Raw genomic sequence first — 15230 nt, 5'->3', positions numbered from 1 at the left:
GTTCCCGATAGGGCATTCCTGAGATCAATCGAACAACCCGATCACCCAACTCGTCGCGCTGTAGATGCCCTCACCGGCCACGCGACCAAGCGTCTCCTCGACGACCGTGTCACCCGACGGAAGAATCTTCTTGTGCAGTTTAGTAAACCCACTTCCAATACCACCAAGCGCTATGCCTATGAACTGCGAACCCAACGATTCATGGAATTCGCTGCTCCTCCAGCCGTAACCGAAACCGGTGGCGACAACGCTCGCGATGCCAGTGATGGTGGAGACCCCTGACAAGACTCGGTTCGCCGCCAAGAGGAGCGCACCCGGCACCCCTCCGAGCGCTGTGGCTGCGGGCACGCCGATAGCAGTTACGGTGGCGATGATCCCGGTCCACGCGCTGATCTCGTCGAGAGTGCTGGCCCAGTTCCTAGCTGTCGGGCTTCCCGGATCGATCCACGGGCAGTAAAGGTCAGCTTCTCCGTTGACGTCCGGGTCGTCGTCGGCTGGATTTGTTCCGTCCGCTTGATGACGTTGCGTGGTGTCGGCTGCCGCGCGCGCCTGGGCAACAAGTTCTGCTTGCGCACGTTGAACGGCGATGCGGCGAGCATCGCTGGCTGCATCCGCCGCCACTGCCGCGTCCTGGCCAGCCGCGATTGCTGCAGCACGCGCACTGGTAGCGGATGCCTGAGCCTGCCTGCCAAAAGTGACCGCTTCTCGCGCCGACACCATCGCGCGCTTGGCGGAGTAGTTCGCATGCCGACGGGCAGACCGCGCCACAACCGCGGCCTCGCGTGCACGTACTGCGCTCTGGGCCGCCTGGTGTGCGGCGTGGTCGGCCGCGTCCGCATTGTCACGAGCGTCCCCTGCAGCGCGCTCCGCGTCTGTGGCGTACCCGTCCGCACGACCTGCCCATATCGCCGCTTCATCGGCAGCGTCTCTTGCGCGCGCTGCGGCCGCCGACGCGCGCGCTGCGTCGCGGAGTGCCTCAGCGGCGGTTCGCGCCGCTGCCGCGATGGAAGCGCGTATCGCGCTGACATGCGTCGCATAATCGTGGTCGAGCTGAGCGACGTCATACTGCCTATCGCTCACGAACGAACGCCGCATACTGCTCGTGCCCTCGAGAACGACCCTCGCAGCTGCGCGCGTGTACGGTCCACCACTTGCGAGGAGACGCGCGATCTCCACCTCGTCGTCCTCTTGCGTGGCTTGAGGTAGTCCAACCTTGAAGAACTCATGCGCCGCCTCCGCAGTGCCGAGGTCGAGCGCCGCGACGGCCGCAGCTTCTACAGCCGGGCCAGGTCCGCTGGCTAGGATCCGCGCGATGTTGACGGTGTTGTCCTCGTGCGCTGCTTCGACAACACCCCGTTCGATGAATGTCCGCGCTGCGTCGGTGGCATCGCTCTCGAGGGCTTCGGCGGCAGACCTGGCGACGTTCGCCGTCGCAACTCGCGCAACCAAGAGAATTGTCTCTCGTTCGTCCTGCTGCTGAGCAAGCCGTCGGTCGACCTCAAGCCAGTTGACAACGTCTTGATCGCCACCGGCGAGGGCGAACTCGGCGGCGTCACGGGTCCAGCCTCCCGTGGCTTCCAACAGTTTGGCGGCCGCCTGCCTACCTTCACGGACCGCATGTTCCGTCGCTCCGGCTCCCAGATGTGTCTCAGCCGCAGCAATCAAGTCTTTGATCTCGTCAGACATCAGGGCTTCCTGCGTCTGCGATCGAGCGATCCTGTCGGCCAGCACGGCTTCTGACTGGGCACGCCGTCGTGCTTCTGCGATCGCCGCCTCGGTATCCTCGGCGAGTCGGGCGGCTTCCGCGTCCCGGGCCGCAGCCTCGACGGCCCGCGCTTCCCCGACGGCGTCTGCCGCCGCGTTAGCCGCCTGAAGAGCAGAACGAGCAGCGGCCGTAGAGCGATTGGCGTAATCAATTGCTTCTCCGGCGTGGTCCGCTGCCTCGTCAGCTGCGTCGGCCGCGTTTTCGGCATGGCCGGCAGCACTGTTTGCTGCGTCCCGCGCCACGCGGGCAGCGGCAGCCGCTCTTCCGGCGAGCGCTTGGGCCGTGCCTGCGGCCTGGGTGGCCCTCCTTGCGGCGTCGTCCGCCTCTACGGCGGCCTTTCTTGCAGCGGCAGCCTCGGCCTGCGCAACTCCGGCCGCGTCCGCCGCCGCAGCCGACGCAGCCGCGGCCGCAGCAGCGTTGTTTGCGGCACTCGCCGCCGCTGCGCTGGCACTCCCTGCTTCGCCTGCGGCGGTCGCCGCATGGTCAGCCGCCGCAGCCGCGGTCCTGGCACGCGCCGCTGCGTCGCGGGCTCCTTCGGCTGCCGACCGCGCGGCCGATGCCTTGGACGCGTCGTTCGATGCAGCGATCGAAGCGTTATAGGCCGTCGCGGCAGCGCGGCCGGCCGACGCGGCCGCAGAGCCAGCCGCCTGGGAAGCGGTGGCTGCTCGCTGAGCCGCAGACTGCGCTGTTCTGGACGCCGATACGGCAGTCGACGCCGCTGAGGCAGCGTCCTTCGCCGCTCGCGCGGCGCTCTGAGCGGCCCTGGCAGACCTCTCAACGTCGTCCTGCGCCGCTTCCGCCTCGACCTTCGCTTCTTGTGCGGCAGCCTTCGCGTTCGCGGCTGCTTCCACAGCCTGCGCGGAAAGTGTCACGGCACGTTGTGTCTGGACGTCCGCCCGTCGCCCCTCGGACTCGACGATCGCAACCAGTTGCTCGATTGTGGCCGATTCCTCGTCACGAGCTCGAGCGATGTACTGGCCGGATACCAAGAACTGTCTGATCGCTTCGGGTGAGCCGTCCAGCAGTGCGCGCTCGGCGTACTCGCGAACCTGCGGCGATGCTGTTGCATGAATAGCAGCGACCTGAACCTGGTCGTCCTCCTCTTGCGCTACGAACTGGCCGCCTTCGAGAAAGGTTTGCAACGCCTCGAAGCTTCCGTCGTCGAGAGCGGCCGTTGCCTCACGACGGACGGCTGGACCGCCCTTGCCGAGCAGCGTCGCCACCGCGACGTTCAAGTCTTCGTGCACCGCGACGCCGTACCCGCCTCCAAGAAACGCGTCAACGGCGCCCTCACCGCCCGCGACAGCATCGACAATCCCGTCTCGTGTCGCCCGGCCCGCGTACGGGAGCGCTGCCGCCAGCGCGAACAGATTGTCTTCAGCACGAGCGGCGGGGAGAGTGACGTGGAGGAAAGTGCTGATGTCAGTCGCACTCCCCGCGAGAGCGGTGGCCGCACCGGCACGCACCGCCTTGCCCCCGGTCTTGTAAGCCCAGACCGCCTGCCCACGCTCCGTGTCCGGAAGGCCCGAGTCAGCCGGCACGGTGGCTTCGGCGCCGAACGCTGAGCGGGCGCCCAGAGGCGTACAGGTCGGCAGAGCGCCGAGCGCTGCGACACCCGCGAAGAGGGTGAGCGCTTGACGCCGGTTCAGGACGAACGGTGACTCCGATGACATTGCGCTGTCCTCTCAACGAATGGAAGGCCGGGACCTGGCTAGCGGATCGCCGCGCCGAACAGGGCGCCGGAAGCGCCCGGCTCATAGGTGATCAGCGGCGCCGCAGGGCCGCCGGTGACGGACGACCAGGGCAGCGCCCAGGCCCGCCCCTGAGGGAACTGCCCGCGGGGCAGACCGATGTAGAGATACTCGTCGGTCGCGGCTACGACGCTGCCGAGACCGGTGTTGCCCGCCGCGGTCGACCCGGGAAGCAGAGCACTCGGGAAGTAGACGCTCCGTTGGAAGGCGGCCGGCTCATCCTGCGCCGAGAAGACGGCGATGCTTCCGGATGCCTGGTCACTACCGCCGGCGCCGGTAGGTACCACGTCCCCGGGCACACCCACGGCCAGGACGACCTCCGGAGCCGAGCCTGGGCGCTCCGACAGTGCTTGCAGGGCCACGCTCGTGCCGAACCGCTCGTTGCGAGCCGCGTCGCTGTCCACACCTGGCACGTCCTGGTGGTATTCGTGCAGCTGGTTCCAGTCACCTGCTGCGCCGACGCGCAGTGTGACCACCCGGCCTTCAGCGGCCGGCAGAGCTTGCGACGCAGTTCCCACATCCTTACCGGGTACACCGATCGCCACGATCGAGTCGGCATCCGCCAGGGCACCGGACGGGCTGCTCCGTACGACGTCGACGGCCGCGCCGAACCGATCGTCGTCGAGCGCTTCGCCCGATATGCGGGTCGAGTCCTGCGCGAAGGCGGCGACCTCCGTGAAGCCGCCCCCTACCTGGGCCGGATGGTTCACGATGTGCACGAAGCCGGTGTTCGATGCTCCGGAATTAAGGGACTCCCCGGGTGCCCCGATCACGAGATGCCTCGCGTCGGCCGCGACGGCATACCCGAAGGCGTCGTAAGCCTCGCTCGCTCCGAACACCTCCGGCTGACTCTGGGTGATGACGGTCGAGCTCTCGAACCCTCGCACGTAGTAGACAACTCCGGCGTTGACCCCCGCCTCCGTGGTGCCCACGTTCTTACCCGGCGCGCCGATCGCAAGGTAGGCGGTGCCGTCCTGCATACGGCCGGCGGCGAGGGCCCAGCCCACCTGGTCGCCCGACACGTCGGTGGCCTGCGCAAGGGCGCCGGTTCCTGTGCCCTGCTGGAACGTCGCACCCGCAGGGCCACGCAGCAAGCCTTCCGGCGACCCGTACACCACATGGACGATTCCTCGGCCGGCGTTCTCGTACGGCGTCCCGATCGCAAGGTCGGTGCACCCGTCCGCGTTGCGCTCGAAGGTCGCGAGCGTGTACCCGAACCGGTCGTTGGCCTCCGCGTCGTCACTCACCCCGTCGGAGTTCTGGGTGATCGTGACCGTCTGACCTGTCCCGCCATAGGTGACGCGAACGTGTCCGGCCTCTGCCATCCCGCCGACTGTCGCGCCCGGATCACCGATCGCTACGTCACGTACCCCGTCACAGTCGAAGTCGACCCAGCCATCCCGGTTCGCGGTGCCCACCACCCAGGATCGGATGTCGTCGACGCGTGCGGCGACCGCGTCCGTGCGGTCCTCAGCCGGGTCGGCTCCGAAGCAGCCCCCCTGCCAGGACCGACTTACCACGCCGACGAGCTCGCTGCCCGCAGCACCATCAGCCAACACCGGTCCGCCCGCGTCGCCGGCACAGATCGCCGAACCGTCACCGCCGGTGAGCATGAGGTCGCTGTCACCGACCGTTCCCGTCGTGAAGCGGCCGGCGTGCCGAAGCAAAGGGGACCATTCGTCCGCCGTCCGCCCGTAACCCGGCACCACGACCGACTCCGACGCCGGAGCTGAGGACGCTGCGATCGTAGCGGGGCCGATGTTCTTGACAGGCGTCGCGAGCTTAGCCATCAGCAGGTCGCGGTCGTCGTGCGGCACGACCTCGATCACGGCCCGGACCTGACCTGCCGCGGTCGTCAGGTCCGCGCGTCCCACGATGACCTCTGTCGGCAATGCCGGCGGCCCGGTCGCCGGGAGCTCGGTCGCGGGTTGGTCAGCAAAACAGCTTGCCGCGGTCAGGACCCACTGCGGCGCGACCAGCGCTCCCGAACAGACACGCTGCCCGTCACCGATATCGATACGGGCAGTGAAAGCGTAGGTCTCGTCCGCGGGACCGACGACGGCCGCGCCAGGAAGGACAGTCAGAGTCGCCAAGAACACCACGGCTGCAGAGATCGCCGACGTCCGGCCTTGCCAGGAACTGATCACAGCCGCGAGGTTAAGGACCGATCCCACGCTGCCGACACCATCCCGGGGTTGGTACCAACCTCAGGCCGGCCGGGCCAACCTCAGGCTGGTCGACCAGGGTTTCACCCGGGTGGTTGTCCGTTTCACCCGGGTGTTTTCGTCCAGGCCCTCCTTTTCAAAGGTTTGCCCAACTACGGTCATGTTTGCCGTATCCACGCCTCAGGGGGGTTCATGGACACCACCGCGACACCCGGCTTCACCACACCCAACCTGCGTGCCCTGCACGCCATCGAGCGCACGGGGGGCATTACCGCGGCAGCCGCAGCTCTCGGGATCTCCAGCACCGCGATCGACAAGCACCTCGCCAAGCTGCGGATCGCATTCGCGGACGACCTGATCGTCTTCACAGGGCGGGAGACCGTGGTGACTCCTCTGGGTACCAAGGTGCTCGGACTCGTCGACACCCTCCTCGAGACGTACGCGGAGATTGCCTCCCTCACCCCGTCACGGTCCGTACCGGAACCGGTCGTGGCCAGCGCCCACGGCGCCGCGGCGAGCCGACCAGCCCCATGACCGTCAACGGTCTGCAGCAGCGGCGAAGCAGTACCGGACGAGGCACGCTCACGGATCTCAACGGCCCAGCCGCAGTCGTCTGATGGGCTACGTGCACAGGACATCCGCATGGGCACGGCCGCACGCCGCCGGGGAGCGCCGGACCTTCTGGGGCGTGGTCCCGGCGCTGGCGGCACCTCGACCGAGAGATCTCTCGCGACGGCACGGCGACCAGCCCCCGCACCCGCGGGACGTACCGCTCCCAGCGACGTTCGCGGACTGGTACGCGCAAGCGTCGACCTACCTCGGCCACGCGGAGCGCCTCGACCTCGGCCTCTCCCGGCTCGCCGCCGGTGGAGCGCTGGTTGTGGTTCACCTGGTGGGCGCCCTGCCGGGCGCGGCATACCTCGCCTCTCGGATCGGGCTGCCGGTAGAGGGACCGTCCTCCGGCACCGCGCTCACCGGGACTGTGGTGCTGGCCGTGGGCTGGACCGCCTGGGCCTGGTACCGCCGCCGGTGGACGCGGGCGTGGGACCTTCGGAAGGCCTGGTCACTGGCGATCCACGACGAGGCGGTGCTGGCTCTGCCCGTGGGTGGTGACGTGGGCGAGGAACGCGATCTCGACACGGACCCCGAGTCGGTGCACCCGTACCGCGCCGCCGGTATCTTCGAGGTCGCCGAGCGCCCGTTCGTGGACACGGTGTACGCGCGGTACGGCCACACCGACCGTGTCCGTGGCCAGGAGGCGCTGCGCGGCTGGACGTACAGCTTCCTCCTGCTCGGCCTCCTCGTGCTGGTCGCACTCTCGGTGCGCCTGCAGCGCGCTGGTGGGACGCTGCCGCTGCTGGTGTCGCTCGTGCTGCTGCCGCCCGTTGGGGGCGCGTGGTACCGCTACGTGCGTCGCATGCGCTTCGCCCACCGGATGGCACAGACCGAGACCCGGGACCGCCAGCGGTGGGTGGGGCTGCCGCTGCTGCCCCACGTCGCCGCGGACGCCGCGGACGCCGCGCGCGCTCCCGACGAGGAGCCGCTCGCCGTCAAGGTTCGCGTGCTGCCACCGCAGCCGCCCGTCACAGGCAGCACCGTCCTGCCGCCCGGCCGGTGGACGCTCTCGCTGTCATACGACTCCCGCCTCGTGCGGCTGACGCCGTCCGACCCGTCCGGGAGCCGCCACGACCTCGTCGTCACCGGCCTGATCAGCGGCGCCCACCCGGGGCTCGTCGGCGGACGCACCCGGTGGCACTGGCTCGTGCTCGACGACGGCACCCATGTGCCCGTGTCGTGCCGGCAGCCACTCGCGCTCGCGGCCGCGGCAGACTTCGCGCGCATCCCTGTCGTCAGCTCTAATTCGCTGACGTAGCACGCCACCGCGCCGTCCGCCCAGGTCCTTCACGAAGGCTCTGCAGGCCCGGGCTATCCTTGCGCGGTGCTTGCCGTAGCCCAGTTCCACGCCCCTTTGCCGCTGACCAACACCGTCCAGCGGTACGACTGGGGGTCGGTCGACGCGATCCCGCAGCTGCTCGGCACCACGCCGGACGGGCAGCCGCAGGCGGAGCTGTGGCTCGGGGCGCACACCAGTGCGCCGTCGGTCACGGTGATCGAGGACGACGACGTGGCGCTCGACCGCCTGGTCCGCGAGGCGCCGGTGCAGACGCTCGGGCACCGCGTGGCGGAGCAGTTCGGTCCGCGCCTGCCCTACCTGCTGAAGGTGCTGGCCGCGGGCAAGGCGCTGTCGCTCCAGGTGCACCCGTCGCCGCGCCAGGCCCGTGAGGGTTTCGCGCGCGAGAACAAGGCGGGCATGTCGCTGTCGTCGCCGAAGCGCTCGTTCAAGGACGACCAGCACAAGCCCGAGATGATCGTGGCGCTCTCGCAGTTCGAGGGTCTGGCGGGCTTCCGGACGCCGCGCACCATCCTGGACGTGCTCGACGGCCTGGACGGCGACCTCGTCGCGGGCGTCCGCACGGCCCTGCTGAACGACCGCGGGCACGACGGCATGCGGGACGCGTTCAACCACCTGCTGTCCGCGCGCGCGGACGAGGAGTGCGCCGCCGACATCCAGGCCACCCTCGACTCGGTGCGGGCCCGCCTGGCCGCGGGCTCGCCGTTCGAGCGTGCCGACCGCACCGTCATCGACCTGGCGGACCAGCACCCCGGCGACCCGGGCGCCATCGCCTCGCTCATGCTCAACCGCTTCTCGCTGGAGCCGGGCGAGGCGGCGTTCACGCCCGCGGGCGTGGTGCACGCCTACCTGTCCGGGGTGGGCATCGAGATCATGGCCTCGTCCGACAACGTGCTGCGCGCCGGGTTGACCACCAAGCTCGTGGACGAGGAGAACCTCGTCGCCTGCACCACGTTCGCGCCGCAGCAGCCGTTCGCCCCGGAGGTGTCGACGGCGGGCAGCCGCGGGCAGGTGCACACCTACCGCGTGCCGGTCACGGAGTTCGCGCTGACGACGGCGGACGTCGACCCCGCCGAGGCCGTCGCCCTGCCGGCCACGGGCCCGCGCATCCTGCTGTGCCTCGACGGCGAGCTGACCCTCGACGCGGACCGGGCCGAGGACGGGCCGCAGCGCCTCGCCCAGGGCGACTCGGTCTTCGTGCCGCACGACGCCGGCAACCTCACCCTCACGGGCGCCGGCCACGCGGTCTGCGCCTGGGTCCCGTAACCCGTTGAGTGCTGGATGTTCGCCCTCCCGAACCGGTTCGAGAGGGCGAATGTCCAGCACTCAACGTGAGGGGTCAGGCCGAGCTGTCGTCGTCCGCGCGCAGGACGCGCAGGTGGCCGCGGCGGGCGGTCTCGGTGACCGTCGGCGGCTCCGCGGGACGGCGCACCCGGCCGGCCTCGCGCACGGCGTCGGCCAGGGCGGACAGGTCGTCGGGGCTCGGCCCGGCGTCCTCGAACTCGGGCATGAGGCGCACCACCTCCCACCCCCGCGGCGCGGTCAGCCGCTCGGCGTGCTCCGCGCACAGGTCGTAGCTGTGGGGCTCGGCCAGGTGCGCAAGCGGACCCAGAACCGCTGTCGAGTCCGCGTACACGTACGTGAGCGTCGCCACGGCCGCGTTGGTGCAGGCCGAGCGCGAACACTGTCTCACCGATCTCACGCGCCGAGACTACGCCCTGACCGGGCACGACGCGGCGAACACGCCGGACACCGCCGCCCCCTCGCCCCCTGCCTCTGCCGGCCGCTTCGAGAACTGACGCTCCCGCACCCACCCCGAGCGACATCCGGCACCCCGCGCCACCCACCCCGGGCCAGATCTGGTGCCCCGCAGCCCCCACCCCGGCGCCACACCACCACATCTCGGCGCGGCAGCCGGTCCGCGGGCGGGGCGGTGGTCCACCGGCGGCCCGTTCCGACGTATCGTCGGTACGTGCCTCCGTTCTCTCCTCGCGGCCGCAACCGGCGGTCGGGTCGCGGCTCCTCGTCAGGCTCGTCCGGCAGCACCGCCGGCACCGGCAGCACCGCGAACCCCGCCTCCGGCATCCCCAAGGCCTCGCAGGCGGACCTGCTCCGGCTCGCGGCCACCCGCCCGGGCGATGCGGGCGACCAGGCCGACGCACCCCGCCCGCGGCGCCGCGACCGGCGCGGGCGCGGGCTGCGCGGCCCGATGTTCCCGCCCGGCACGCCCGCGCACCGCACCCGCGCGCAGCGGTTCGACGACCTCGTGCTCGACGTCGTCGAGGACCTCGACCGCACCTGGGCCGCCCACCTGCGGGGCACGGAGTTCGCGGTGGAGGACGTGCCGCCGTCGGATCCCGCGCCGTGGGAGGACGGCGGCGTGCTGCTCGGCCGGTTCTTCCCCGCCGAGGCCGGGCGCCCCGGACGCGTGGTGGTCTACCGCCGGCCCGTCGAGGTGCGTGCCTTCGACACGGAGGACCTCGCCGACCTGGTGCGGGACGTCGTCGTGGAGCAGGTGGCGCACATGCTGGCGCGCACCCCCGAGGAGATCGACCCCAACTTCGGCGAGCGGGGCTGACCCGCCGCGTCTCTCAGCCCGCGGCGTCGACGCGCCGCACCCGCACCTCGTCGCCGGCGGCGAGCGGCGGCGTCGGCGCGAGCACCGAGAAGAGCGACGGGTCGTCCCCGTCCGCCAGGGTCACGGACCAGACCACGCCGGGCCCGCCGCTCGGCTGCTCCGCGACCACCGCGACCACCGCGACGGTCTCGCCGAGCTCGGCCAGGTCTGCCACGTCCAGCCGGACGGTGTGGCCCGCGGGCACGTCGACCTCCTGGGTCCAGACCTCCTCGCCGTCCGGCCCGACGCCGCGCAGCTCCACCTGCGTGCTGCCCGTCGCGTCGTCGACGAGGTCCGGGTCGCGCTCGTCCGGCACCCCGGCGAACGTCAGCTCGTAGGACGCCCCGGGCGGCACGGCGACCGCACCGTCGGCCGCGCCGGACGCAGCCGCCCCGGGCACCGCCTGCCCCGGGAGCCACGCGCGGTCGTACGGGTCCTCGTCGATGACGGCGTCCTGCGCGGCCGCGCCGCGCCGGTCGACGGCGGCGCCGGCCACCACGGGCACGTCGGCGTCGACCACCACGGTGTACGCGCCCTCGGGCAGCCCGCCCAGCGGCAGCGTCGTGACCCGCCCGGCCTCCAGCGTCACCTCCTCGCCGCCGCGGAGCCGCACCGGCCCGTCGGTCCCGAGCACGGCGACCCGTGCGGTGCCGGGCCGGTCGCCGGGCGCCAGCAGGTCCAGGCGCGGCGCGTGCGGGTCGTCGACCGCCTCGCCGGTGCTGACGATCCCCGGCACGGCCGTCGTCGTGGCGGGGGCCGCGCCGCCTGCCACGAGGTCGGCGCCCGCGGGCACGAGCCCGTCGATCCGGTGGTGCTGCACGTACGCGCCCACGCGCCCGCCCTCGGCGGTGACGTGCAGGGCGAGGCGGCTCTGGTCGGGCGCGACAGCCTCCAGCGTGGTCACGACCTGCTCCCCCGCCGGCACGACGACGAGCGACTGCCCGCCCAGCGCGACCGGTCCGGACGCCCCCCAGGCCTCCAGGGCCACCGTGGCCGGCGTGCGACCGGGGTTGAGCAGCACCAGACGCCCGCTGGATCCCACGGCGGTGCCACCGCCCACGAGCCAGTGCTCGACGGCGGGCAGCGCGCACGGCCCGGCGACCATGCCGCGCAGGTCGCCGTCGGTCGTCACGGACGCCACCGTCCCGGCCGCGTACGTCGCGGCACCCGGCGTGACCCGCAGCAGGCGCGCGTCCGGCACCTCGCCCGTGCGCACCGCGGCGGTGCCGCCGACGTCGAGCGGCCCGGCGACGTCGCCCGCACCCGCGCCGCCGAGCGTCGTGAGTGCGGGTTCGGTGTCCTCCGCCCCGGCCAGCACGGCGGCGGCCAGCGACGTGCTGGTCTCCACGGGTGTGGCGCTGAACTCGTCGTCGCCCACGTCCGGCTGCTCCAGCTCGGCCGGCGCCGGGCAGACCAGCCCGGTCCCGGCGGCCGCGACCGGCACGGCGCGCACGTCGTCGGCGGGCGCGCCCGGCCCGGGGCCGACGGTCCCGTCGGTGACGGCGAGCGCCGCGACGCCCATGGCGCACAGCAGGGCGCCCACCGCGGCGGCGGCGCGTCGGGCCGCGGGCGGCACGGTCGTCCTCCTGCGCTTCGAGGCCGTGCGGGTCATCGCGTCCTCCTTCGTCCCACCGGCAGCGCGAGCAGGGCGAACACCACCAGCGTGAACGTGGTCAGTACGAGCCAGGCCGTGCGGTGCTGCGCCTCGTAGCGGACCACGAGGTGCCCGTCGTCCGGCCCGAGCACGAACGCCTGCAGCCCGGCGGTCTGCTCCGGCGCGACGGCGTCGAGGCGCCGACCGTCGAGCGTGGCCCGCCAGCCCGGGTCGGCGGCCTCCGCGAGCACGACGACGCGGTCCGCACTGCCCGCGCCGACGTCGGCCCGTACCTGCGTCCCGGCCGACGGCAGCACCTCGCGGGTGGTCCCGTCCTCCTCGACGCGCGCCCACCCGGGTGCGGGCTGGTCGGCGGGCGAGACCCGCCACACGGACACGGCCTGTCCCTCGGTCACGCGGCTGGTGCCGGGCACCATGTCGAGGGTGGCCACCAGGTCGCCGACGGCGGCGTCCTGCCCGGCGGTACCCCCGTCGCGAACCTGCACCGCGCCGATCCCGAGGGCGGCCAGCCGCTCGGGTACACCGTCGGTGGTGCCCGAGACCAGCTCGGCGACGACGGTGTCGAGCGCGCCGGCGGCCGTCCCGTCCCCGCCGGTGACGCGGGCCGCGACGGCGGCGTCGGCGAGCTGGGACCCGTCGGCGCGCAGGAGCGCGTACCGGACGGTGCCGTCCCCGTCCGCGGAGAACCCGATCTCGAGCACGCGGGCCTGGCGCGGCGGCGCCTGCATCTGCTGCCCGACGGCGGGGACGACCGGGGCGGCGGAGACGTGCAGCAGGTCCGCGCGCCCGGCGGCCGCGACGCTGCCGGAGCCGGCGAGCCAGGCCGCCGCCTGCGCGGCGGGGAGCAGCAGCCCGACCGCGACGAGCACGACCGAGCCGGTGCGGACCGCCGTGCGGGCGAACCCGTGCAGCCGGGCGCCGCGCGCGACCACGGCCGCGGCCCCGGCGAGGGCGGCCGCGCCGAGCCCGAGCAGCAGGAGCGAGAGCCCGGGGCCGGCCCAGCGCCCGTCGTCCTGCGCGAGCACCGCCACGGCGATACCCGCCGCCGCGACCAGCCAGCCCACCACGGTGGTCCCGGTCACGCGACGAGCCGTCGCCCCGGCCCGGCGCCTGCCGATACCGAGCAGCGCCGCGAGCAGGCCGAGCAGCGCCAGGGCGACCACCAGCACGCCGACGGCCCACGGTCCCGCGGCGACGAGGGCGCGGACGGCGGTCGGCACGGGTCCGCCGCCGTCGGGGGCGTCGAACCAGGGTTCGGGGGCCGCCGGCAGGCCGAGCAGGAGCTCGAGGCCGGACGCAGGGCCGCCGGCCCCCACGCCGCTCGCTCCGGCCAGGGGCTCGGCGGTGAGCAGACCGCGGTCGCCGTCGCGCACCGCGGTCCACCACAGCGGGGCGCCGACCACGAGGGCGGGCACGAGCGCGAGCACCAGGTGCACGCGCCGGCGCGGGGCCACGAGCGTCGCCGCGACCAGCACCAGGACGGCCGCGGGCAGCAGGGCGGGCGACCCGGCGACCACGCAGGCCAGCAGGAGCCCGCCCGCACCGGCGGCGCCGAGCGAGGCGGTGGGCCGGGCGGCCCGCGGTCCGGGCGCGTACGCGTCGGCGGGGTCGTCCGGGGGTGTGAGCCGGTCGACGGCCTGCGCTCCCACCGCGCGGACGAGCGCGACGGCGGTCCACGGCAGGAGGGCGTGCGCGAGCACCGCACCGAGGAGCCCGCCGTCGAGGGCACCGAGGAACGGCGGGGCGACCGTCCATAGGAACGCCGCGGCGGCGCGCAGCCACACCGAGCGGGTCACCGTCCCCGCCGCCGCCCACGCGCCGACGGCGGCCAGCGGCAGCGCCAGCAGGAGCACGCCGTTCACGGCGGTCTGCAGGGAGCCGCCCGCCAGGACGGACAGGCCCGAGAGCACGAACAGCAGCGGGTCCGCCGGGGCGGCGGTACCCAGCCCGTCGCGCACCCAGCCGGACGTCGCGGACGACCAGGTGGTCGCCGTCGACCCGCCCGCCGCGAGCAGTGCTCCGCCCACGAGCCGCGCGCCCGCGGCGAGCGCACCGAGCGCAGGCCCGAACAGGGCGGCGGCCAGGCCCACGGCACCGGCGACGACCAGGGCGAGCGTTGCGCGGCGCCGTACCGCGAGGGTCCCCAGCTCGGCGCGCTCCAGGTCGGAGAGCGCGTGCTCGACCCGGTGGGCCCCGCCGCGGGCCAGCCGCCGGTCGCGGCGCTCGGCCGCCACCTCGCGCCAGGTGCCCAGCAGCGGGCGCAGCACGCTCCGGGGCACGGTCGAGGTCCGCGCGACCCGACGCCGGGCGCGCAGCAGCGGGCCGAGCCGGAACACGGCCCACAACGGGGCGAGGAGCTCGTCGCGCGCCCGCTCGGGGCGCTTGAGCGCGAGCCGGTAGCCCGCGGCGAAGGGCGCCCACGCCAGCATCGCCAGCATCGCGAAGGGCAGGATCCACGGCGCGACCGAGGTCAGCCGCAGGTAGAGCTGCGCGCGGCGGCGTGCGCCGGAGGCGCCGGGACCGTGCAGGGAGACCTGGGCGTGGCGCACCACGGCGTCGGGCACGACGACGACCCGGTGTCCCGCGAGCCGCACGCGCAGGCAGAAGTCCGTGGAGTCGCCGAGCTGGCCGTAGGCCGGGTCGGTGCCGCCCACCTGGCGCCACACCGCCGAGCGGACGAGGGCGCCCGCGAGCCCCACGGCGAGCACGTCCTCGCGCGCGTCGTGCTGGCCCTGGTCGATCTCCGTGTCGTCGATGCCGGTCATGCGGCGGCCGAGCGGCGACACGGTGTGCCCCACCTCGAGCAGCACGCCGCGGTCGGACAGGTCGGGGTCGAGCGGCGTGCCGTCCGGGTCCCGTTCCCAGCGGCGCTGCTTGCTCCCGGCCACCGCCACGGCGTTGGAGTGCTCCACGGCACGGGTCAGGGCGGCCAGCGCGCCCGGCGCCGGCGCGGAGTCGTCGTGCAGCAGCCAGAGCCAGCCGTGGTCCGGTGCGCCGGTCGCGGACAGCGCCGTCTCGACCGCCTCGCCGAAGGTCCGGGCACCCGCCCCGGCGACGTAGCGCGCGCCGCCGAGCTGCAGGTCCTGGTGCCCCGACGTGGCGGGGGCGGTGTCCACGTCGACCACCACGACGTCGTCCGGCGTGCGGGACTGCGCGCGCAGGGCCGCGAGCGTGGCGCCGAGGTAGGGGCTGCTGCCGCGCGTGACGACGACGGCCGTGACCGTGACGGCCACCGGCGCGGGTGCGGCGAGCCGGGTCGGGACCTTGGCCCACACCGGGCCGGCCGGGGCCTCGTCGGGACCGCGGTCGGGGCTGGGGGCCGACAGGCTGTCGGTGCGTGGAGCGCTCATCTCGCTTCACATCATGCGGCGCGTCGGCGCCGACACGCCGTAGACGCGCCGAGCG

The 15230-nt window shown here is 73.3% G+C and carries 9 protein-coding genes; 4 read left to right on the top strand and 5 right to left on the bottom strand.

What is annotated here, in order from left to right; all coding sequences use genetic code 11:
* Positions 1-24 precede the first annotated feature (24 nt).
* Together APR03_RS17460 and APR03_RS17455 are read right to left on the bottom strand one after the other, a co-directional pair.
* Positions 25-3438: an ALF repeat-containing protein gene (locus tag APR03_RS17460; RefSeq protein ID WP_253837634.1), complete on the bottom strand. Its 3414-nt coding sequence runs from the start codon at positions 3436-3438 to the stop codon at positions 25-27.
* 38 nt (positions 3439-3476) lie between these two features.
* Positions 3477-5663 carry a S1 family peptidase gene (locus tag APR03_RS17455; RefSeq protein WP_253837633.1) on the bottom strand — a complete coding sequence of 729 codons (2187 nt, stop codon included), beginning with the start codon at positions 5661-5663 and terminating at the stop codon, positions 3477-3479.
* Between the two features lie 210 nt (positions 5664-5873).
* On the opposite strand from APR03_RS17455, the gene APR03_RS17450 reads away from it, so the two are divergent.
* The 3 genes from APR03_RS17450 (at position 5874) to manA (ending at position 8859) form a co-directional block, all read left to right on the top strand.
* Complete coding sequence (locus APR03_RS17450) at positions 5874-6215, top strand: helix-turn-helix domain-containing protein (protein WP_253837631.1); 342 nt, start codon at positions 5874-5876, stop codon at positions 6213-6215.
* A gap of 91 nt (positions 6216-6306) precedes the next feature.
* Positions 6307-7554, top strand: coding sequence for a hypothetical protein (locus tag APR03_RS17445; RefSeq protein ID WP_253837629.1), 1248 nt, complete (start codon positions 6307-6309; stop codon positions 7552-7554).
* Between the two features lie 66 nt (positions 7555-7620).
* Positions 7621-8859, top strand: a complete 1239-nt coding sequence (manA, locus tag APR03_RS17440; protein ID WP_253837627.1) for a mannose-6-phosphate isomerase, class I — start codon at positions 7621-7623, stop codon at positions 8857-8859.
* 73 nt (positions 8860-8932) lie between these two features.
* Here manA and APR03_RS17435 read toward each other — a convergent pair whose 3' ends face one another.
* The gene (locus tag APR03_RS17435) at positions 8933-9295 is read right to left on the bottom strand and encodes a DUF3499 domain-containing protein (protein WP_253837625.1); all 363 of its coding nucleotides are present in this window, start codon (positions 9293-9295) and stop codon (positions 8933-8935) included.
* 270 nt (positions 9296-9565) lie between these two features.
* Here APR03_RS17435 and APR03_RS25310 point away from each other — a divergent pair, with 270 nt between their 5' ends.
* Positions 9566-10171, top strand: coding sequence for a metallopeptidase family protein (locus APR03_RS25310; protein WP_308216513.1), 606 nt, complete (start codon positions 9566-9568; stop codon positions 10169-10171).
* 13 nt (positions 10172-10184) lie between these two features.
* Here APR03_RS25310 and APR03_RS17425 read toward each other — a convergent pair whose 3' ends face one another.
* Both APR03_RS17425 and APR03_RS17420 read right to left on the bottom strand, forming a co-directional pair.
* A complete protein-coding gene (locus APR03_RS17425) occupies positions 10185-11822 on the bottom strand; it encodes a DUF5719 family protein (protein WP_253837623.1) in 1638 nt (545 codons plus the stop codon).
* Positions 11819-15175 (bottom strand): glycosyltransferase family 2 protein, encoded by a 3357-nt coding sequence (locus APR03_RS17420; protein ID WP_253837621.1) that lies wholly within the window; start codon positions 15173-15175, stop codon positions 11819-11821. Before APR03_RS17420 ends, APR03_RS17425 begins: the two co-directional genes overlap by 4 nt.
* Between the last annotated feature and the right edge of the window lie 55 nt (positions 15176-15230).

This window comes from Promicromonospora thailandica (genome assembly GCF_024171955.1).
Classification (GTDB): domain Bacteria; phylum Actinomycetota; class Actinomycetes; order Actinomycetales; family Cellulomonadaceae; genus Promicromonospora; species Promicromonospora thailandica.
The sequence above is the reverse complement of the archived record's forward strand: the minus strand, read 5'-3'. Positions and strand labels throughout refer to the sequence as shown.

What these genes read in the sequence shown, in the direction of transcription:
- APR03_RS17425 (WP_253837623.1), bottom strand. Translation starts at nt 11,822, where the DNA reads ATGACCCGCACGGCCTCGAAGCGCAGGAGGACGACCGTGCCGCCCGCG.
- APR03_RS17460 (WP_253837634.1), bottom strand. Translation starts at nt 3,438, where the DNA reads ATGTCATCGGAGTCACCGTTCGTCCTGAACCGGCGTCAAGCGCTCACC.
- APR03_RS17420 (WP_253837621.1), bottom strand. Translation starts at nt 15,175, where the DNA reads ATGAGCGCTCCACGCACCGACAGCCTGTCGGCCCCCAGCCCCGACCGC.
- APR03_RS17450 (WP_253837631.1), top strand. Translation starts at nt 5,874, where the DNA reads ATGGACACCACCGCGACACCCGGCTTCACCACACCCAACCTGCGTGCC.